The following is a 19992-nucleotide window of genomic DNA, read 5'->3' on the forward strand; positions in this document are numbered from 1 at the left end:
GTGTTCAATTCAATAACGACATATTTAAAACATCCTGTAAAGGCCGCTCCACTGGCGGTCTTTCGAATTTTATTTGGTGGTTTAATGTTATTTTCTACCCTTAGGTTTCTATCTCAGAACTGGGTAGAGACCTATTATATCTACCCTACTGTCCATTTTAAATATTTTGGTTTTGAGTTTGTTAGAGACTTTGGAGAATACACATACATCCTTTATGCTATTACATTATTGGCGTCAGTTGGAATACTATTAGGCTATAAATACAGATTGAGCACTGTATTACTTTTCTTAAGTTTTACGTATTGTGAACTCATCGATAAGACCTATTACCTTAATCATTATTATTTTGTCAGTATCATTGGGTTTTTACTCATTTTTTTGCCGGCGAATGCTTATTTTTCTATGGATGCCAAACGACATCCTAAAATTGCATTTACACATATTCCTCGCTACAACATATTTGTCATCCAATTGATGCTGTGTATTGTTTATTTCTATGCAGGTTTGGCCAAGCTAAATTCTGATTGGTTACTTAGGGCTATGCCTTTGCAGATATGGTTACCATCACTTTACGATTTACCAGTTCTTGGAGACTTGTTTCAAAAACAATGGATGCACTATGTGATGAGCTGGAGTGGTATGCTTTATGATCTATCCATTCCTTTTCTATTGTTTTCTAAACGAACACGGTTATTCGCTTTTTTGTTAGTTGTGGTATTTCACGTTTTAACGCGTGTTCTTTTTCCCATTGGTATTTTTCCATATGTCATGATTTTGTCGACCTTAATATTTTTTAATGCCACACTACACGAAAAAATCATATCAGGTTTGAGTCGGCTATTTAAAATAAAGGACAGCTCAAGAATAAAAAGGCTGAGGTGGGTTCCAAATTTAAGAAACCAATCAATAGCTTTGCTTTTTATCTTTTTTTTTGCCTTTCAGCTCATTTTTCCCTTCAGGTATCTCCTCTATCCTGACGAATTGTTTTGGACGGAAGAGGGCTATCGCTATTCATGGCGTGTTATGTTGATGGAAAAAGGGGGATATGTACAATATAAAATTGTAGATCCTGAAACTAAAAATTGGTTTTATGTCAACCATCATGAGTTTTTAACTGACTATCAAGAAAAACAATTGCGCACGCAGGCCGACTTTATTTTAGAATTCGCTCATTTTTTAGAAGGCCATTTTAGAACTAAGGGTATTAAAAACCCTGAAGTGTACGTAGATAGTTTCATTTCCTTAAACGGACGTTTAAGCCAGAGATTCATTGACCCTAATATTGATTTAACCAAAATAAAAGACAGTTGGAAGCACAAAGATTGGATTCTTCCTTTCAACGATACTATTTATGGATTTTAAAAGATTACTTATATGCATATTATGTGTAATTAGCACTTTAGCTCATGCACAATATAAATTATCAGGTACGGTTTTGGACGAAACTTCTGAAGCGCCTATTCCTTATATCCAAATATTTGATACTACCTCTGGAAAAGACACTACTAGCGGAAAAAATGGCATTTTTCAATTAGAAAATTTGAAGCCTGGCTTCCATACGCTTGTATTCTATAATGACGATTATGCTTGGTATGAGAGAACCATTGAAGTTAATGAAGACAAAATAATTACCGTAAAAGTAAAAAAATCCAATAGCCTATCGGAAGTTGTGATTCAAGCTAAGCGAAGAGCTATATTCGACCTAAAACGCGCTAAGGATGTTGAAGGTACCACCATATATGCTGGTAAAAAGAATGAGGTTATTTTAGTAGACCAAATCGTTGGTAATAAAAGTAACAGTAATGCACGACAGATATTTGCTCAAGTGGTTGGACTTAATATTTACGAAAGTACTAATAGCGGTTTACAACTTTCTATTGGCGGTAGAGGATTAGATCCTAATCGATCGTCTAATTTCAACACAAGGCAAAACGGATATGACATTAGTGCAGATGTTTTGGGTTATCCTGAAAGCTATTACACGCCGCCTGTAGAGGCTTTAGAAGAAATTCAGGTTTTACGCGGTGCCGCATCATTACAATATGGAACACAGTTTGGTGGTTTGTTGAATTTCAAATTAAGAGCGCCATCCCAAAGACCACTCGAGATTGTAACGCGCCAGAGCTGGGATACTAATTCTGGTTTTTCAACATTTAATAGTTTTAGCGGTACCAACGGAAAATTTAGCCATTATACTTATGTGTCTTATAAAAATAATCTAGACCAAGCACCTAGACCTAACATGAGTTTAGAAGCATTTAATGCGTTCACAAATCTAAACTATAAGCTTTCTGACAAAACATCTATTGGTATAGAATACACGCATTTAAGTTATACAGCGCAACAACCAGGGGGTCTCACTGATTTTCAGTTTTACCGAGATCCAGACTTTAGCAATAGAACCAGAAATTGGTTTAAGGTTAATTGGAACCTCCTTACCGCTAAGCTAAACCATAAATTTTCCGAAGATGACGAATTTAATGCCATATTATGGGGAATGAACTCATCGCGCAGTGCTATTGGTTTCAGAACAAATCGTGTATCTCAGGAGGATGATTTAGATGAACCACGAGACTTACAGGTTGGAAATTTTCGTAATTGGGGTGCGGAATTACGCTACTTAAAAAACTATGCCATTGGCACTAAAAATTCTACGTTGCTGGTAGGTAGTAAGTATTACCAAGCTTTTAATGAAGAACGTCAAGGCCCTGGCACAAATGGTAATGATCCTAATTTTAATTTTATTGATTATGATATTGAAGACTTACCGACCGAGTTAAGACAGTCTGATTTTGACTTTCCTAATCTAAATGTAGCTCTCTTTGCTGAAAATATTTTTTACCTATCCGATAAATTCTCATTGACACCGGGTATTCGTTTTGAATATATAAAAACGGAAAGTGAAGGGACTTTCCGTGCAGTAAATCGAGATTTAGCAGGTAATCCCATATTAGATTCAACATTTGAGGATAACAGAACTCGCGAACGTAATATTTTACTTTTAGGTATAGGCGCTGGCTTTAAACCAACTGAAAATTTAGAGGTGTACGGTAATTTTTCACAGAATTATCGTTCGGTGACCTTTAGTGACATTCGTATAATTAATCCAGCACTTCAAGTCGACCCAAATATTAAAGATGAAAGTGGATTTACGGCAGATTTAGGTATTAGAGGGCGTTACAAAAACGTGTTGTCTTATGACGCCAATGTATTCGGTTTACTCTACCGAGATAAAATTGATGAAGTATTGCGTACATCTACGCGGATAAATGCTTTTGGTGAGGAAGTAGAAGATGGACAAATTGTTAGATTTAGAGGAAATATAGGTACTGCATTTACCTACGGTTTTGAGAGTTTATTGGACTGGAATTTAAGGGAAACCTTTTTTGAAAATAAAGCTGAATATCGCTTTAATTATTATATCAATTTAGCATTGATTCAGTCAGAATTCACAGCGTCTGAAGTTCCAGGTGTTGAAGGTAACGAATTACCTTTTGTACCCAATATCAATTTAAGAACAGGTTTTAAAATGGGTTATAGAAACATTTTGGTAGATTTACAATATTCATATTTATCTAGACAATATACAGATGCTTCAAATGCGCCACAAGATACAGATGACAATGTCAGCGGTATTATAGGGGCCATTCCAGCATATTCTGTTTTTGATTTATCATTATCATACCGTTATAGAAAATGGACCCTAGAAACAGGAATAAATAATTTCCTAGATACCCAATATTTTACCCAACGTGCCACTGGGTACCCCGGTCCAGGCATCATTCCTGCTTTGCCTAGAAGTTATTATATGACCTTGCAATTCAAAATTTAACCAAGCGTGGTATCTTATTATCAATTGATTTGTTAGGCCTACTTTCCTTAGGATTAAATATAGTTAAGGTTTTTCATTATTGATAAAATTATATTTTTAATTAAAGATTTTCATATTAGATATGGACCATCAGTAGGGACCATTGAAAATCATTGGGAATTATTTAGCGTTTCAGAATAAATTTTAATGCAAAAAAAACCTTAGATTTGCACGCAATTATATCTTAATTGCCATGATAGCACATCAAAATAAAATCTTAGGTGAAGGTCTTACCTATGATGACGTCCTTTTAGTTCCAGCGTATTCAGAAGTACTACCGCGCGAGGTAAATATCCAAACTAAATTCACTAGAAATATCACTATTAATATTCCAGTAGTTTCGGCTGCTATGGATACGGTTACGGAGAGTAAAATGGCCATAGCTATGGCTCGTGAAGGAGGTATAGGTGTATTGCACAAGAACATGACCATAGCTCAGCAAGCCGCTAAGGTGCGTAAGGTAAAGCGCGCAGAAAGTGGCATGATTATAGACCCTGTAACTTTAACATTAAATGCTACTGTTCTCGATGCTAATAATGCGATGAGAGAGCACAGTATCGGTGGTATCCCGATTGTGGACGATAGCGGTATATTAAAAGGAATTGTTACCAATAGAGATTTGCGTTTTGAACACGATGAGAAAAGACCTATCGTTGAGGTAATGACCGGAAGTGATTTAGTCACCGCACCTGCAGGAACATCTCTAAAAGATGCTGAAGCTATTTTGCAAAAACATAAGATTGAAAAACTACTCATTGTAGACAAGGATTATAAATTAGTAGGACTTATTACTTTTAGGGATATCACTAAGGTAACCCAAAAGCCTTTAGCGAATAAGGATACCTATGGCCGTCTGCGCGTTGCCGCAGCTGTCGGAGTTACCTTCGATGTAATTGAAAGGGTAGAAGCTTTGGTTAATGCCGGGGTTGACGCCGTAGTTATCGACACAGCTCATGGACATACTAAAGGAGTAGTCGATGTTCTTAAAAGTGTAAAACATAAATTTCCAAAGTTAGACGTTATTGTGGGTAATATTGCCACGGCTGAAGCAGCTAAGTATTTAGTAGAAGCTGGTGCAGACGCTGTTAAAGTGGGTATTGGTCCAGGGTCAATTTGTACAACACGTGTGGTAGCTGGTGTAGGTTTTCCTCAATTCTCGGCTGTTCTTGAAGTAGCTAACGCCATTAAGGGAACAGGTGTACCTGTAATTGCAGATGGAGGTATTCGTTATACAGGGGATATCCCAAAATCTATAGCTGCTGGAGCTGATACGGTAATGTTAGGCTCTTTATTGGCAGGAACAAAGGAAAGTCCGGGTGAAACTATTATATACGAAGGCCGCAAATTTAAATCGTATCGTGGTATGGGTTCTGTTGAAGCTATGAAAGAAGGAAGTAAAGACCGTTATTTCCAAGACGTTGAGGATGATATTAAAAAATTGGTCCCCGAAGGCATCGTAGGTAGGGTCCCATATAAAGGCGAGCTCTACGAAAGTATCCATCAGTTTGTAGGTGGCTTAAAAGCCGGCATGGGGTATTGTGGCGCTAAAGACATTGCAACTCTAAAAGAATCTGGACGCTTTATAAAAATCACCTCAAGTGGAATTAATGAAAGTCATCCACACGATGTTACAATCACCAAGGAAGCTCCAAATTATTCGAGATAGCAATGCAAATGACTAAGCCAAATAAATTGATTCTGTTAGCTGCAGCTCTGATAATAGCCAGTATTGTAGTTGTATTGTATAATGACTTACAATATAACGTATGGGCTTTTGTCTTAAAAATATCAGGACTTTCTGTATTTATGTACGCACTCTATCTCCAGGCCAAACAAAAGAAAGATAAAAAAGAGGACTTGTCATAGAATAGTCCGCCATAAGTGGGTACGTTAACGCATTTTTAGCATTTTGATTTAGGACTTAATGCTTTAATTCCTTGTATCTTTGTTTTGAAATGAAACAACAAAAAGTTATTGTTATTGGTGCAGGAATCTCCGGTCTAGCAACGTCTATTCGATTAAGGTCACAAGGCTATGATGTTTCAGTGTTTGAGGCCAATTCCTATCCCGGTGGTAAGCTAACCGCATTTTCAGCTGAAGGCTATCGTTTTGATATGGGACCATCACTCTTTACGATGCCACAGTTTGTGGAGGAATTGTTTAAAGTAGCTGACAAACCGATAAGCGATTACTTTGAGTACAAAAAGAAGGAAGTGGTCTGCAATTACTTCTATGAAGATGGCACTACCTTTTCAGCCTTAGCAGACGAGGAAAAATTTGCGGAACAGGCTGCAAAAACATTTGAGGTAGATGAAGCTACGGTCCTAAACTACCTGCATAGAAGTAAATCTAAGTACGACCTTACTGCTTCTCTTTTTCTGGAGAAATCCTTGCATAAAACGAGTACCTACCTTTCAAAGGACACATTAAAAGCTATTTTTAACATCAATAGCTTAGACCTCAATACCACCTTGTCCAATTATAATGCTAAGGTATTTAAGGATGAGCGTTTACAGCAATTTTATAATCGTTTTGCCACTTATAATGGGTCATCACCGTACCAAACACCGGGCATAATGTCCATGATACCTCACTTAGAGCAATATTTCGGAACCTATATTCCGAAGGGTGGTATGCACCAAATTAGTATGAGTCTTTACACATTGGCCCAAGATATCGGCGTAAAATTTCACCTTAATACTAATGTCGATGAAATCTTAGTAGAGAAATCAAAAGCGGCTGGCATTATAGCAAATGGGAAACACATTTATGCTGATATTGTAGTATCTAATTCGGATGTGGTACCAACCTACAGAAGGCTTTTGAAAGGCCATAAGGCACCAGAGCGTATCTTGAAACAGCCACGAAGTAGTTCCGCCTTAATTTTTTATTGGGGTATTACCAGAGAGTTTCCAGAGCTTGATTTGCATAATATCTTTTTCTCAAAGGACTACGAGACAGAGTTTGATTATATCTTTAATAAAAAAGAGGTGCATCACGACCCCACAGTCTACATCAATATTACATCGAAGGATGTACCCAAAGATGCTCCAGATGGTTGCGAGAATTGGTTTACTATGATAAATGTACCAAGCAACACAGGTCAAGATTGGGGTAGTATTATAAAAGCGGCAAGGCAAAACATAATTACTAAGGTAAGCCGATTACTTAATGAAGATATCTCCAAACTTATCACATATGAAGCTGTTTTAGATCCAAAAAGTATAGAATCTAAAACCCAGAGTTATCAAGGGGCTTTATACGGTGCATCCAGCAATAATAAATACGCAGCCTTTCTTAGGCATCCTAATTTTAAACAAAGTATTAAAAACTTATATTTCTGTGGTGGAAGTGTACATCCGGGTGGTGGTATTCCTTTATGTTTGTTGTCAGGTAAAATTGTTTCAGAACTTATACAAAAAGCCAACCAATAGTGGTGACACCTAAATTAAAAATACGTCTTTCCATTGCTCTGATTTGGTTATTTACAGTCTCAGGTATCGTAGGTATTTTATCAGAGACGTATCGCGATTGGTTTTTAGCGTTAACACCGCTAAACCTAATGCTCACCTTTTTAATTTTATTGTGGAATATAAGAGACTTCAAAAGAAAGTATATCCTCGCTTTTGCCATCCCTTTTATTTTGGGCTTTACAACAGAGGCTCTTGGTGTTAACTACGGATTGATTTTTGGCAACTACACTTATGGTGAAAACTTAGGCTATAAAATTATGGGAGTACCCATTATGATTTGTTTTAATTGGGCTTTGCTCACTGCAGTTACTGCTGATATATCAAAGCGTATTGCAAAGCACAGTGCTATAAGTGCTATTATTGGTGGTGGTTTAATGACTATATTAGACGTTTTATTAGAAATTTCTGCGCCAAAATTTGATTTTTGGGAGTTTGAGAATGGTATAGTACCTCTGCAAAATTATTTAGGATGGTTCATTACGGCTTTTGTGGCACATTTGGGCTATCAATATTTTAAGGTAAAAACGAACCTAACTGTTTCTTGGCATGTACTAATTTCTATTGCTGTGTTTTTTACAGTGTTTATTTTCTTTTAAATGATAAAAGCAGACTATATCATATTGGGAGCCGGTGCTTCAGGATTGTTATTAGCATATCGAATGGCAAATGACGCTTTCTTTGACGGTATGTCAATCATAATTTTAGATAAGGAAGAGGATAAAGGTAATGATAGAACATGGTGCTACTGGGAGGAGGGCACAGGTGAATGGGATGATATTCTACATAAGACGTGGAGTAAAATTTACTTTGGGAGTAAATGGTTCTCGAGCGAAATACCCTTAAAGTCCTATAGCTATAAAATGATTAGAAGTGAGAGCTTTTACCAAAGGCTTTGGAAGACCATAAATTCAAAATCAAATATACATTTTCATAAAGCTGAAGTTTCAGCTATTGAAAATTTAGAAAGCAGCGTTCAGATTCAATCCAATGATGGTGTGTTTGAAGGAAAAAAGGTATTTAATAGCTTAATGTTGAACGATGAATTGAATCGCCAACAGAAGTACCCTGTATTGCAGCAGCATTTTGTGGGTTGGTTTATCAAAACAAAAACACCTTATTTTGATGCTGATGTGGCGACATTTATGGATTTTGACATTCCACAAAAAGGTAATACACGCTTTATGTATATATTACCGACAAGTAAAACCGAAGCCTTATTTGAATACACCTTGTTTTCAAAGCAACTACTGCCTAAAAGTGAATATGAAAATGCCATTAAGGTCTATTTAGATGAAAAGGGAATTATAGATTATACCATCGAAGAGAAAGAGTATGGATCTATACCAATGACATCCTACAAATTTCATAAGCATAATTCAAAGAATCTTCTTCATATAGGAACAGCTGGTGGCTGGACAAAGGCAAGCACAGGCTATACGTTTAGAAATACTACTAAAAAAACAAAATCTTTAATTGAGTATTTGAAAAGTGGTTCAGATTTAAGTGGTTTTGAAAGTAAATCGAGATTTTGGTTTTATGATATGCTAATGCTTGATGTACTTGCTGAAAATAATGATATGGGATCGCGTCTATTTTCAAGTTTATTCAAGAAGTCAAAGCTCAAAACCATATTCCGTTTTTTAGATGAAGAGTCTAATTTTGCAGAAGAAGTAAGTATTATGGCCTCGGTTCCTTCTGGAAAGTTTATAAAGGCACTGTTCAATAGAATGTATTAATCTTGGTAGACCTGACCGCGATGCGGTTTTAAGGCATCCCGAATAGGAATCATTTCAGATTCCCAAACAACTAAAAACGCAATGCTGTGCATATCACTGTAAATTTCGGTGCCAGTTAAGGTTATGTTCAGGTTGTTATTTTTGATGTAGTCTTGAAGATGTGTTAAGTGATGCTCAGCAGTTTTTTTACTTGTAGGACCTCTGAAGTCCCAAATAAGTTTAAGTTGTCGCATAATTTACCGAAGTTCCGTGTTCCACAAAGTTTTTGAAATTAGTCATATACTTAAGAGACTGCTTTTTAAAAGCATTTGGCATAAAAAATAACATGGCACGCATAAAAAAGGTAGTTGGTTGGAATTCACTCTTTGATATCCACTCGGTTTGAGATTCTCCAATACTTTGAAAATAATTCTGTTGAATATTGTGAATGCCTTTAGTACTATAAGTAAGATATAATTTTTTTGGGAGCTCATTTTTTGTAACAGTTTCTATCAGTTCCATTTTTCGGTTTCCAAAGTCATATTTCAATTTCATTTTTGCACCAAATTCTCCCGGTGTACCTGAAATATGCTCTACCGAAATCAAACCCTCTTGCCAATGCTTCATATTATCAACCGAGTTGATTTTCTTTGTAACTTCGACAATAGGTTTGTCAACCACAATTTTAGTTGTGTATTTCATAATTGATTTTAGTTGTAGGACTAAGATAAGAAACCGTTTGAAACTTTATGTAATTTTATTTACTGATGTCATGGAGGTAGCTACCTTTAAATTTCTAATAGACTGTTTAAAATGGTTTTCAACTAAATTAAAGATTTCCCAACGGATTTGTTGTGTTTATGGTAACCTATGATTCACATTTTGAGCCTACAGCTTTTCCCCTTGAACTATTATGGTATAAGGTAGTATTTTTCACATGGTCGATGCCTTTTTTGTTTTCCGATGCGACTACAAATGCATAGTTGATATTATTTCATAAATAAAGCTTGTAATAAGAATCCCTAGATATTGAATCCTCCTTATTTGAGCCTCTGCAAAGTAGACAAAATCTGTTATGCAGTTATAAGTTTGTAAGAGCATTGCAATATTTCAGATAAATAAATGTTAGAAAACTAAAAATGAATAACTTTTGAATAATTGAAAAAGCCCAATTACAAACATTTTAAATGTGGTTATTTATATTATTTTTGCTGTGCTTCAGAACAAGATGTGTTAAAATTAAACTGAAATATTAGATGATGAAGATTCATAATTTTATACTTTTAGTAATAGCTTTTTTTACAATTAACTTCTGCACTGCACAAAGTAATGAGGAGATATTGATGCGTGTAGATGATGTACCCATCGAAGCATCAGAATTTTTAAGGGTTTACAACAAAAATCTTGACTTGGTTAAGGACGAAAGCCAAAAAGATATCGATACGTATCTTCAGCTTTTTGTTGAATATCAACTCAAGTTACAGGAGGCGAAACGACTAAAGTTAGATGAGGATGCTATGTATAAAAGAGAGTTTCAGCGTTATAAAAAGCAGTTGACCAAAAACTACCTGAGTGAAAATAAAGTTACCGAGACCCTCGTAAAAGAAGCCTACGAAAGAAGCGGAATAGATATTAATGCATCTCATGTCCTAGTGCGTCTTGATGAGACATCAAAAGACACGATTAATGCGTACAACGATGTCCTAGCCCTTAGGAACCGTATATTGGAAGAGGGTTTTGAAGAGGTTAAAAAGGATGTACATGACGGCAAGTCCATATTTCTAGAGGATTTGGGCTACTTTTCTGCATTTAAAATGGTGTATGATTTTGAAACAGCTGCCTACAATACCCCTGTAGGACAGATATCCATGCCCTTTAGAACTCAATTTGGTTACCATGCTGTTCTTGTAAAGGATAAACGACCATCTCGAGGTACTATAACGGCAGCCCACATTATGATTGCCTTGAAGCAGAAGGATTCTACTGTAGTTCCAGAACAGAGAATACAGGAAATTTACACAAAACTTAAGCAAGGTGACAGCTTTGAGTCGCTTGCCAAACAGTTTTCAGACGATAAAAGCTCGGCTAGAAATGGTGGTGCATTAGCGCCTTTTAAAAGTGGTCAACTCAATTCGGTGGCCTTTGAAGACCAGGCGTTTTCCTTAAGAAATAATGGAGATGTTAGCGAGCCCTTTAAAACAGATTATGGATGGCATATCGTAAAGCGTATTAAATTAGAGCCATTAAAGGATTTTAAAGAATTAAAGCCCTCTTTAGAAAATAGGGTAAAAAGAGATTCGCGCTCTAAATTGATAAATACGGCAATGGTAGATGAGTTAAAGAGACGTTATGATATCATCTATGAAAATGGGTGTAAGAAGTATTTCAATTCTATCATAACAGATGAATTCTTTAAGAATAGCTGGAAAATGCCAGACTCTATCGATAAAGATAAAATGATATTTAAAATAAATAATAGAACATTTACGTATGGGCAATTTGGTGGATTCCTTACAGCAGCACAACGCAAATATTTCAATAAGGAGATACCTGTAAAAATAATTGTTGATAATGCATATGACGACTTCTTCGAAAAATCTATCCTCAAGTTCAGGGAGGATAATCTTGAGTTGGAAAACGAGGAATTTGCCAATATCTTAAAAGAATATAGAGACGGACTATTATTGTTTGATTTAATGGAAAAGGAAATATGGAACAAAGCCTCTAAGGATACCTTAGGTCTTAAAGCCTATTACGAAAAAAACAAGTCTAACTACCGGTGGGATAAACGGGTTGATATGGTTATGGCAAGCTCTTCCAAAAAAGAAATAGTTATAAAGGCCAAAAAGATGATGGAAAAACTTAAACCTGAAGATGAAATTTCCAAAGCACTGAATACTGATGAAGTTCAAAATATCATATTTACAAAGGGTATCTATACAATCAATGATTCTAAATTGCCAGCTGATTTGAACTTTGTGGAGGGCATTTCAAAGGTCTATAATCATAACGAGGCTTTTCATGTTCTTGATGTAAAAGAAATACTTTCAGAAGATATAAAAACATTTGAAGAGGCTCGAGGAAGCGTCATTAACGATTACCAAACAGAATTAGAGACAGAATGGCTTGATGGACTTAAATCTAGGTTTAGTGTTGAGATAAAACAGGATGTTTTAAATAGGATTAAGACTCAAGTAAAAGGATAACATAAGTGACAAGGAAGTTTGTTTTAATACTGGCACTCACACTTATTTTTTTTGGATGTGATATTTTCAAAAAAACAGAGGAGGAAGATGTCATTGCTAGGGTCAATGAGTCTTATCTGTACAAAGAAGATATTAAAGACCTCGTTCCAGAAGGAACCTCTGCAGAAGACAGTACTTTTTTGGTCAGTTCTTATATAAATCGCTGGGCTACTCAATTGTTGTTGTTGGATGGTGCATTACAAAACCTTCCAGAGAAAAATCAAAACGATTATTTAAAATTAGTTGAGCAATATAAAAATGACCTCTACACCAAAGCCTATCTCGATATCTTAGTTAAAAAAGCAATTGATACCGTTGTCAATAAAGAGGACGCCCAAAGGTTTTATGACGCCAATAAGGAATCGTTTAAACTAAATGATGACCTTATACAATTTAGGTATATTAATTTGCCCTTAAACCCAATTAATTTAGACACAATACAGAACCGGTTTAGGCGTTTTGAGCCGAAGGATCAAAGGTATCTAGATTCAATCTCAGTACAATTTAAATCATACTTATTAAATGATTCCATTTGGGTTAAGCTGAACCAAGTCGTTGAGAAGCTACCAGTAATAACGTCAGAGAATAAGAATCAACTGTTAAAAAAATCTAATTTCTTAAAGATCAAAGACTCAATAAACTTATATTTGATGCAAGTGAACGATGTTCGATCACAAAACGATTACGCCCCTTTAGAATACGTAAATTCCTCAATTAAGCAAATTGTAATCAATAAGCGAAAATTAGAGCTTATTAAGCAACTAGAAAACGACATAACTAAAGATGCAATTAAAAACAAGCAATTTGAAATCTACAAATAAAACATTTACAGTAGCGCTATTAGTCTTCTTTGGAAGTTTAGGAGCTCAAGAAATTATTCAAGATGCAACACCTGAAGTTAAAGTTAAGGACTCGGTAGTTAATTCAACCAGGGTAAAGGTAGAGGGTGTCGCAGCCGTAGTTGGAGATTTTATAATTCTCGAGTCCGATTTAGACCGCGAGATTGCCCAATTGGAGGCCCAGGGTGCAGATTTAGAGGGTGTCACCCGTTGCGAACTTTTTGGAAGGCTCCTAGAAAGTAAACTATATGCTCACCAGGCCATTCAAGATAGCGTACTTGTCAATGAACTATACATTCAATCTTTAGTAGAACAACAAATTCAAGGTATTTTGGGTCAGACTAAAGGTGATATGGAAGGACTACTGAAGTTCTATAAAAAAGATTCTGAAGAAGCCTTAAGGGAGGAGATGTATGAAATTAACAAAAATGCCTATCTAGCAAAGGAAATGCAGGATAAGGTAATAAATGAAATCGAGGTTACGCCTGAAGAAGTGCGTACATTTTTTAATGAAATACCAGAGGATGAACGACCAACTTTCGGAACGGAATTGAAGTTAGCCCAGATTGTTGTGATTCCGGAAGTAACCCAAGAAGCAAAACAAGCCGTTATTGATAAACTCAATGGATTTAAAAAAGATATTGAGGAAAATGGTTCTAGTTTCACTACCAAGGTGCTATTTTACACGGAAGATACAGCGTCAAAGCCAACAGGTGGAAAATATACGCTCAATAGAAAGCGTCCGAGAATGGTTAAGGAATTTAGGGATGTGGCGTTTTCGCTTCAAGAGGGTGAGATTTCAGATCCTTTTGAAACTGATTTTGGGTTTCACATTATACTACTAGAAAAAATACGAGGTCAGGAGTATGACGTAAGGCATATACTTATTCGACCAGACCTAACCCAGGAAGCTATACAAAAGGCAAAGGATGAAATTGAAAAAGTCCGGAAGATGCTTGTTGAAGGAGAAGTAACTTTTGCAGAGGCGGCGAGGGAATTTAGTGATGAAAAGGAAACCAAATTCGAAGGAGGGCAGCTTACCAATCCTATTACCCAAGACTTTAATTTTGAACTCACCAAAATGGAGCCTGAATTATATGCCCAGATTCAAGACCTAAAAGATGGCGAAATTAGCCCGATTTATCAAGACGAGGACAGAATAAACAGAATAAAGTTCAAGATTTTGACCGTAACAGATCGTATAGACGATCACAAAGCAGACTTTGCGAAGGACTATCTTAAAATCAAGGAATTGGCACTTCAGGATAAGCAAATTAAAGCCATTGAAAAATGGCAAAAGGAAACCATCATTGATACCTATGTTAAAGTAAATGGTGAGTATAGAGATTGTGAATTTCAAAGTAACTGGCTAAAAAACCAATAATGTATGTCTGATGTGTCCCTAATTGAAAACTTTGTCAGGAAATATGATGCGCTAAAAAAGGAAATAGCCAAGGTTATTATAGGGCAGGACGAGGTGATTGACCAAATATTAATATCTATCTTTTCAGGAGGTCATTCCCTATTAATCGGTGTTCCCGGTCTGGCTAAAACCTTAATGGTAAATACAATAGCTCAGACTCTGGGGTTAGATTTTAAGCGAATTCAGTTTACACCAGATTTAATGCCCAGTGACATACTTGGGAGTGAGATTTTAGATGAAAATCGTCATTTTAAATTCATTAAAGGGCCCATTTTTGCTAATATTATCCTGGCTGATGAGATTAATAGAACACCTCCAAAAACTCAGGCAGCATTGTTAGAAGCTATGCAAGAGCGCGCTGTTACAGTGGCGGGACATCAATATAAATTAAATCTACCTTATTTCGTGTTGGCAACTCAAAATCCTATAGAGCAAGAAGGGACTTATCCTTTACCAGAGGCTCAGTTAGACCGTTTTATGTTTGCAATTCGTCTGGAGTATCCTTCTTTTCAGGAAGAGGTAGACGTTGTTAAAACGACCACTACAGACATTCAATCATCTGTTGATGCTTTGTTTACAGGACAAGAAATCATTGATTTTCAAAATGTAATACGTCGTATCCCTGTGGCAGACAATGTAGTAGAGTATGCTGTTGCCCTTGTCGGAAAAACAAGGCCTAATGCTGATACGGCAGCAGAAATCGTTAAGGAATTTGTCGATTGGGGCGCAGGTCCAAGAGCTTCACAAAATTTAATCTTAGCTGCAAAAACTCACGCAGCAACAACAGGTAAGTTCTCACCAGATATAGAAAACATTCAAGCCATAGCAACGGGAATTCTAAGACACAGGATTATTAAAAACTACAAGGCGGAAGCTGAGGGTGTTACAGATGAACAAATTATTAAAAGTTTATTTTAGTCTTTTATCTCAAGGATTAATAGCTATAATCTACGTTTAACAAAAACCAATTAATCTAAACCAGATTATTTATTAAATAATTAGCTTTTTGCTATAATCGTTGTTAGTTTTTAAAATTATCAAGATATTTTCAGTATAAAATTCATTTATTTTCAATGAAAATTGAAATCCATTAAAGATTTTTAAAAACCTTTTAAAATTCGTAATTTTGTGCTGCTTAAAAACAAATTATCAACCTTTTAAATATTCTTTATGGCTTTTGATATTGATATGATAAAAAAGGTTTACGCAAACATGGCTGAGCGCGTTGATGCAGCTCGAAAAATTGTTGGTAAACCATTAACACTTTCTGAAAAAATACTTTATTCTCATTTATGGCAAGGAATGCCAACGGAGGGATTCACTCGAGGAAAAGATTATGTGGATTTTGCACCTGACCGTGTAGCGTGTCAAGATGCGACAGCTCAAATGGCCCTTTTACAGTTTATGCAAGCGGGTAAGCCTAAAGTAGCCGTTCCAACAACGGTTCACTGTGACCATTTAATTCAAGCTAAAAGTGGTGCTGCTGCCGATTTAAAACAGGCCAACAGTACGAGTAGCGAAGTTTTCAATTTTTTAGAATCAGTTTCAAATAAATATGGTATTGGGTTTTGGAAACCTGGTGCAGGTATTATCCATCAAGTAGTGTTAGAAAATTATGCATTTCCTGGCGGTATGATGATCGGTACAGATTCTCACACTGTGAATGCGGGAGGCCTTGGAATGGTTGCGATTGGTGTTGGCGGTGCAGATGCTGTTGATGTAATGGCCGGAATGGCTTGGGAGTTGAAATTCCCTAAATTGATAGGAGTAAGATTAACAGGTAAATTATCTGGTTGGACCGCTCCTAAGGATGTGATTTTAAAGGTTGCAGAAATTTTAACGGTTAAAGGTGGTACTGGTGCCATAGTTGAGTATTTTGGTCCTGGTGCGCTTTCTATGTCATGTACTGGTAAAGGAACCATCTGTAATATGGGAGCCGAAATTGGAGCCACAACATCAACATTTGGATATGATGACTCAATGGAACGTTATTTGCGTGCTACCGATAGGGAAGACGTAGCAGATGAAGCCAATAAAATAAGAGAATATTTAACGGCTGATGCAGACGTCTACGAAAATCCAGAACATTATTTTGATCAGGTAATTGATATAAATCTATCTGAATTAGGACCATTACTCAATGGGCCATTTACCCCTGATTTATCGACTACTGTTGGTCGTGAAATGACAGAAAAAGCTAAAGAACACGAATGGCCAATGAAAGTAGAATGGGGCCTTATTGGATCCTGTACGAACTCTTCTTATGAAGATTTGTCAAGAGCCTCTTCTATTGCTCAGCAGGCCTTAGATAAAGGTTTAAAAACAAAAGCTGAATTTGGAATTAACCCAGGTTCGGAGCAAGTACGCTACACGGCGGATAGAGATGGTATTCTTCAGGTTTTTGAAAAATTAGATGCAACTATTTTTACTAATGCCTGCGGACCATGCATAGGACAATGGGCACGCTATAGTGACCCCAAAAATGCACCCAAAAACAGCATAGTGCATTCTTTTAATAGAAATTTTGCTAAGCGTGCAGATGGAAATCCTAATACGCATGCGTTCGTGGCATCACCAGAAATTACTGCGGCTATTGCTATTGCGGGTCGTTTAGACTTTAACCCCATGACAGATACCTTAATCAATGAAAATGGGGAAGAGGTGATGTTAGACGAACCAACAGGATGGGAATTACCGCCTAAAGGATTTGAGGTAAAGGAAAATGGCTATTTAGAGCCCGTGAAGGATGGTAGCTCTGTTGAGATTACTGTGGATCCTAGCTCTGAGCGTTTGCAATTATTAACTCCATTTGAGCCTATTGGGGATACTATCACTGGGGCTAAACTATTGATAAAGGCCTTTGGGAAATGTACCACTGACCACATCTCCATGGCGGGTCCATGGTTACGCTTTAGAGGCCATTTAGACAATATAGCCAATAACACGCTTATCGGCGCGGTCAACGCTTTTAATAAAAAGACCAACTTTGTTAAAAATCAATTAACTGGAGAATATGGTGGTGTACCTGACACGCAACGCGATTATAAAAAGAACGGTATTTGGTCAGTTGTTGTGGGAGACCATAACTACGGAGAAGGTTCCTCAAGAGAGCATGCAGCCATGCAGCCTAGACATTTAGGAGTTGCTGCCGTTATTGTAAAATCCTTTGCAAGAATTCATGAAACAAACCTTAAGAAACAAGGAATGTTAGCATTGACGTTTGCAAATGAGTCAGACTATGATCTCATTCAAGAAGATGACGTCTTTAATTTTATAGACCTAAATGAATTTGCACCAGACAAACCATTACATGTCGAGGTGGTTCATTCCGATGGAAGCAAAGATGTTGTAGAGGTCAACCACACTTATAATGCCGCACAAATAAAATGGTATAATGAAGGTTCTGCGTTGAATTTGATTAAGAAACAGAACGCATAGTTTTACTATTATATTAATTTAAGACTCCTGTTCCCATGGCACGGGAGTCTTTTTGATTATAAACGCAATGAAATCAAGTCTATTAAAAAAAAGTAATATTGTTCTGCTACTTGTCCTTGCACTTCTTATTATTCCACAAAGCAGGCAAGTTTTACAAATTTGGTTATTTAAGGGCTGGAGTTTTATTAATAAGTCCAATGTCATTGAAGAAAAAGATAGGGTTTCCATATCGGATTATAACTGGGATTTAGTATCTGAAGACGGCAAGAATTTCAATTTTAAGGAGACTCAAGGAGAAGTTGTATTTATAAATTTTTGGGCAACATGGTGTCCGCCATGCATTGCTGAAATGCCTAGTCTTCAGAAGCTTTATACGAGTTATGGAAATCGGGTGGTTTTTTTATTCATCACCAATGATGATTTCAAAGTGGTAAGAAGATTTAAGGACAAAAACAACTATAATTTCAAGGTGTATCAACCCATGGGTGCTATTCCAGATGAATTGATGGGTAGAACGATTCCAAGGACGTTTATTATCAATAAAATGGGTGAAATTATTGTAGATGAAAGAGGGGTAATTAACTGGAATAGCGAAGCAATTAGAAAGCAATTAAATAAACTACTTTCAGTTAAACCTATTTAAAATATTTTAAAGGCACTATAAGCATTCCAAAGTTTTCGCCTTCATCTTTTCCAAGATGTTTGTGATGGATTTTATGAGCCCGCCTTACGCCTCGCGCATATTTATTATCAATGTTACGTAACCATTTAAAGCGTTGGTGGATGAAAATATCATGAACTATGAAATAGGCTAGTCCGTAGACCATAATACCTATCCCAATGGGTAAAAAATACCACAAATTTTGCTCGCCCCACAAATACCAACATCCCATTGAAACTACAGCATAAAAAATGAAGAAAGCATCATTACGCTCAAACCAGCTTTTGTGGTCTTTATGATGATGGTCTTTGTGAAGACTCCAAAGGAATCCGTGCATTATGTATTTATGAGTAAACCATGCATTAAATTCCATTACAAAAAACGTTAATAGGAAAATTAAAATCCAATAAACCGTGTGCATAATAAAATAGAATTTACAACAAATTTAGTTGATATTTTACATAACTTCGAGTGAGTAGCTCTACTTTTTTGTAGTTAGGAACACGTATTCTAGCTGATTTGATTTCTAAGGCAGGTGTCTTTTTTAATTTATCCAATAACTTGCTGTAATAGCGGTAAGCCATAAAAACACCAAATCGAGCCTCGAGAGGTAATTTTTTGATTCCTTGAAGTCCTTTTGAAAAATCATTTTCTATATCCGTAATAATCGCCTGCTTAGAAGCTTCATCTAACTGATTTAAATCTGTATTTGGGAAATACGTTCTACTTAAATCTTCAAAATCCGCCTTTAAATCTCTAAGAAAATTTACTTTTTGGAACGCAGAACCTAAACTCATGGCCGAAGATCTAAGGTCTTCATATTTCTCACTATCACCCTTAACAAATACCTTTAAGCACATTAAACCTACCACGTCAGCAGAACCATAGATGTAATTTTTATATTCTTCATCAGTAAGATAATCTTTTTTATGAAGGTCTAGACGCATACTGTTCATAAAGGCGTCTACCAAATGCCTGTCAATATTGTATTTGTGATAGGTCTCTTGAAATGAATTGAGAATAGGGTTTAAACTAATCTTTTCTTCCAGTGCATTATCCAAATCATTTTCAAAGCGCTTAAATAATGATTGTTTGTCATAATCATGAAATGTATCTACAATTTCATCCGCAAAACGAACGAAACCATAAATATTATAAATGTCCTGTCTAATACTATCTGATAGCATTTTCGTTGCCAGGGAAAAGGATGTACTGTAAGCGTTTGTAACTAGCTTACTACATTCTTTGGAGACGTTGTCAAAAATTGATTTCATAGGTATTTTTTTCTTTTTAGCTTAAAAACTCTGCACAGAAATTTATAAACTAT

The 19992-nt window shown here is 36.1% G+C and carries 17 protein-coding genes; 13 read left to right on the forward strand and 4 right to left on the reverse strand.

Annotated features, from left to right (window positions below; genetic code table 11):
• The 7 genes from CA834_RS12140 (at nucleotide 1) to CA834_RS12170 (ending at nucleotide 9080) form a co-directional block, all read left to right on the forward strand.
• Nucleotides 1–1362: an HTTM domain-containing protein gene (locus tag CA834_RS12140; protein ID WP_094968979.1), complete on the forward strand. Its 1362-nt coding sequence runs from the start codon at nucleotides 1–3 to the stop codon at nucleotides 1360–1362.
• Nucleotides 1352–3832: a TonB-dependent receptor gene (locus tag CA834_RS12145; RefSeq protein WP_094968980.1), complete on the forward strand. Its 2481-nt coding sequence runs from the start codon at nucleotides 1352–1354 to the stop codon at nucleotides 3830–3832. Before CA834_RS12140 ends, CA834_RS12145 begins: the two co-directional genes overlap by 11 nt.
• A gap of 232 nt (nucleotides 3833–4064) precedes the next feature.
• Complete coding sequence (gene guaB, locus CA834_RS12150) at nucleotides 4065–5537, forward strand: IMP dehydrogenase (RefSeq protein WP_094968981.1); 1473 nt, start codon at nucleotides 4065–4067, stop codon at nucleotides 5535–5537.
• Between the two features lie 2 nt (nucleotides 5538–5539).
• A complete protein-coding gene (locus CA834_RS12155; RefSeq protein WP_094968982.1) occupies nucleotides 5540–5737 on the forward strand; it encodes a hypothetical protein in 198 nt (65 codons plus the stop codon).
• Nucleotides 5738–5826: 89 nt separating this feature from the next.
• Nucleotides 5827–7305, forward strand: a complete 1479-nt coding sequence (crtD, locus tag CA834_RS12160; RefSeq protein WP_094968983.1) for a 1-hydroxycarotenoid 3,4-desaturase CrtD — start codon at nucleotides 5827–5829, stop codon at nucleotides 7303–7305.
• A gap of 2 nt (nucleotides 7306–7307) precedes the next feature.
• Nucleotides 7308–7940 (forward strand): carotenoid biosynthesis protein, encoded by a 633-nt coding sequence (locus CA834_RS12165; protein WP_094968984.1) that lies wholly within the window; start codon nucleotides 7308–7310, stop codon nucleotides 7938–7940.
• Nucleotides 7941–9080, forward strand: a complete 1140-nt coding sequence (locus tag CA834_RS12170) for a lycopene cyclase family protein (RefSeq protein WP_094968985.1) — start codon at nucleotides 7941–7943, stop codon at nucleotides 9078–9080.
• Here the strand turns inward: CA834_RS12170 and CA834_RS12175 are convergent.
• Together CA834_RS12175 and CA834_RS12180 are read right to left on the reverse strand one after the other, a co-directional pair.
• Nucleotides 9077–9313, reverse strand: a complete 237-nt coding sequence (locus tag CA834_RS12175; RefSeq protein ID WP_094968986.1) for a hypothetical protein — start codon at nucleotides 9311–9313, stop codon at nucleotides 9077–9079. The two genes, CA834_RS12170 and CA834_RS12175, sit on opposite strands and share 4 nt — an antisense overlap.
• Nucleotides 9300–9761 (reverse strand): SRPBCC family protein, encoded by a 462-nt coding sequence (locus CA834_RS12180; protein WP_094968987.1) that lies wholly within the window; start codon nucleotides 9759–9761, stop codon nucleotides 9300–9302. The genes CA834_RS12175 and CA834_RS12180 overlap by 14 nt, the downstream gene beginning before the upstream one ends.
• Before the next feature lie 554 nt (nucleotides 9762–10315).
• Between CA834_RS12180 and CA834_RS12185 the strand changes: the two genes are divergently transcribed.
• The 6 genes from CA834_RS12185 (at nucleotide 10316) to CA834_RS12210 (ending at nucleotide 18647) form a co-directional block, all read left to right on the forward strand.
• Complete coding sequence (locus tag CA834_RS12185; RefSeq protein ID WP_240507591.1) at nucleotides 10316–12265, forward strand: peptidylprolyl isomerase; 1950 nt, start codon at nucleotides 10316–10318, stop codon at nucleotides 12263–12265.
• 5 nt (nucleotides 12266–12270) lie between these two features.
• Complete coding sequence (locus CA834_RS12190; RefSeq protein WP_240507593.1) at nucleotides 12271–13125, forward strand: peptidyl-prolyl cis-trans isomerase; 855 nt, start codon at nucleotides 12271–12273, stop codon at nucleotides 13123–13125.
• A complete protein-coding gene (locus tag CA834_RS12195; RefSeq protein ID WP_317042086.1) occupies nucleotides 13109–14527 on the forward strand; it encodes a peptidylprolyl isomerase in 1419 nt (472 codons plus the stop codon). The genes CA834_RS12190 and CA834_RS12195 overlap by 17 nt, the downstream gene beginning before the upstream one ends.
• Nucleotides 14528–14530: 3 nt before the next feature.
• Complete coding sequence (locus CA834_RS12200) at nucleotides 14531–15484, forward strand: AAA family ATPase (protein WP_094968990.1); 954 nt, start codon at nucleotides 14531–14533, stop codon at nucleotides 15482–15484.
• A gap of 252 nt (nucleotides 15485–15736) precedes the next feature.
• Nucleotides 15737–18004, forward strand: a complete 2268-nt coding sequence (locus tag CA834_RS12205) for an aconitate hydratase (protein ID WP_094968991.1) — start codon at nucleotides 15737–15739, stop codon at nucleotides 18002–18004.
• Nucleotides 18005–18071: 67 nt separating this feature from the next.
• Complete coding sequence (locus CA834_RS12210; protein ID WP_094968992.1) at nucleotides 18072–18647, forward strand: TlpA family protein disulfide reductase; 576 nt, start codon at nucleotides 18072–18074, stop codon at nucleotides 18645–18647.
• On the opposite strand, the gene CA834_RS12215 is transcribed toward CA834_RS12210, so the two are convergent.
• Nucleotides 18640–19086: a sterol desaturase family protein gene (locus CA834_RS12215; RefSeq protein WP_094968993.1), complete on the reverse strand. Its 447-nt coding sequence runs from the start codon at nucleotides 19084–19086 to the stop codon at nucleotides 18640–18642. The genes CA834_RS12210 and CA834_RS12215 overlap by 8 nt on opposite strands.
• 13 nt (nucleotides 19087–19099) lie before the next feature.
• Nucleotides 19100–19939 carry a phytoene/squalene synthase family protein gene (locus CA834_RS12220; RefSeq protein WP_094968994.1) on the reverse strand — a complete coding sequence of 280 codons (840 nt, stop codon included), beginning with the start codon at nucleotides 19937–19939 and terminating at the stop codon, nucleotides 19100–19102.
• Nucleotides 19940–19992: the final 53 nt, after the last annotated feature.

The sequence above is a fragment of the Winogradskyella aurantia genome (assembly GCF_002266855.1).
GTDB lineage: Bacteria > Bacteroidota > Bacteroidia > Flavobacteriales > Flavobacteriaceae > Winogradskyella > Winogradskyella aurantia.

What these genes read in the sequence shown, in the direction of transcription:
- CA834_RS12145 (WP_094968980.1), top strand. Translation starts at nt 1,352, where the DNA reads ATGGATTTTAAAAGATTACTTATATGCATATTATGTGTAATTAGCACT.
- guaB (WP_094968981.1), top strand. Translation starts at nt 4,065, where the DNA reads ATGATAGCACATCAAAATAAAATCTTAGGTGAAGGTCTTACCTATGAT.
- CA834_RS12155 (WP_094968982.1), top strand. Translation starts at nt 5,540, where the DNA reads ATGCAAATGACTAAGCCAAATAAATTGATTCTGTTAGCTGCAGCTCTG.
- crtD (WP_094968983.1), top strand. Translation starts at nt 5,827, where the DNA reads ATGAAACAACAAAAAGTTATTGTTATTGGTGCAGGAATCTCCGGTCTA.
- CA834_RS12170 (WP_094968985.1), top strand. Translation starts at nt 7,941, where the DNA reads ATGATAAAAGCAGACTATATCATATTGGGAGCCGGTGCTTCAGGATTG.
- CA834_RS12175 (WP_094968986.1), bottom strand. Translation starts at nt 9,313, where the DNA reads ATGCGACAACTTAAACTTATTTGGGACTTCAGAGGTCCTACAAGTAAA.
- CA834_RS12180 (WP_094968987.1), bottom strand. Translation starts at nt 9,761, where the DNA reads ATGAAATACACAACTAAAATTGTGGTTGACAAACCTATTGTCGAAGTT.
- CA834_RS12185 (WP_240507591.1), top strand. Translation starts at nt 10,316, where the DNA reads ATGATGAAGATTCATAATTTTATACTTTTAGTAATAGCTTTTTTTACA.
- CA834_RS12200 (WP_094968990.1), top strand. Translation starts at nt 14,531, where the DNA reads ATGTCTGATGTGTCCCTAATTGAAAACTTTGTCAGGAAATATGATGCG.
- CA834_RS12205 (WP_094968991.1), top strand. Translation starts at nt 15,737, where the DNA reads ATGGCTTTTGATATTGATATGATAAAAAAGGTTTACGCAAACATGGCT.
- CA834_RS12210 (WP_094968992.1), top strand. Translation starts at nt 18,072, where the DNA reads ATGAAATCAAGTCTATTAAAAAAAAGTAATATTGTTCTGCTACTTGTC.
- CA834_RS12215 (WP_094968993.1), bottom strand. Translation starts at nt 19,086, where the DNA reads ATGCACACGGTTTATTGGATTTTAATTTTCCTATTAACGTTTTTTGTA.
- CA834_RS12220 (WP_094968994.1), bottom strand. Translation starts at nt 19,939, where the DNA reads ATGAAATCAATTTTTGACAACGTCTCCAAAGAATGTAGTAAGCTAGTT.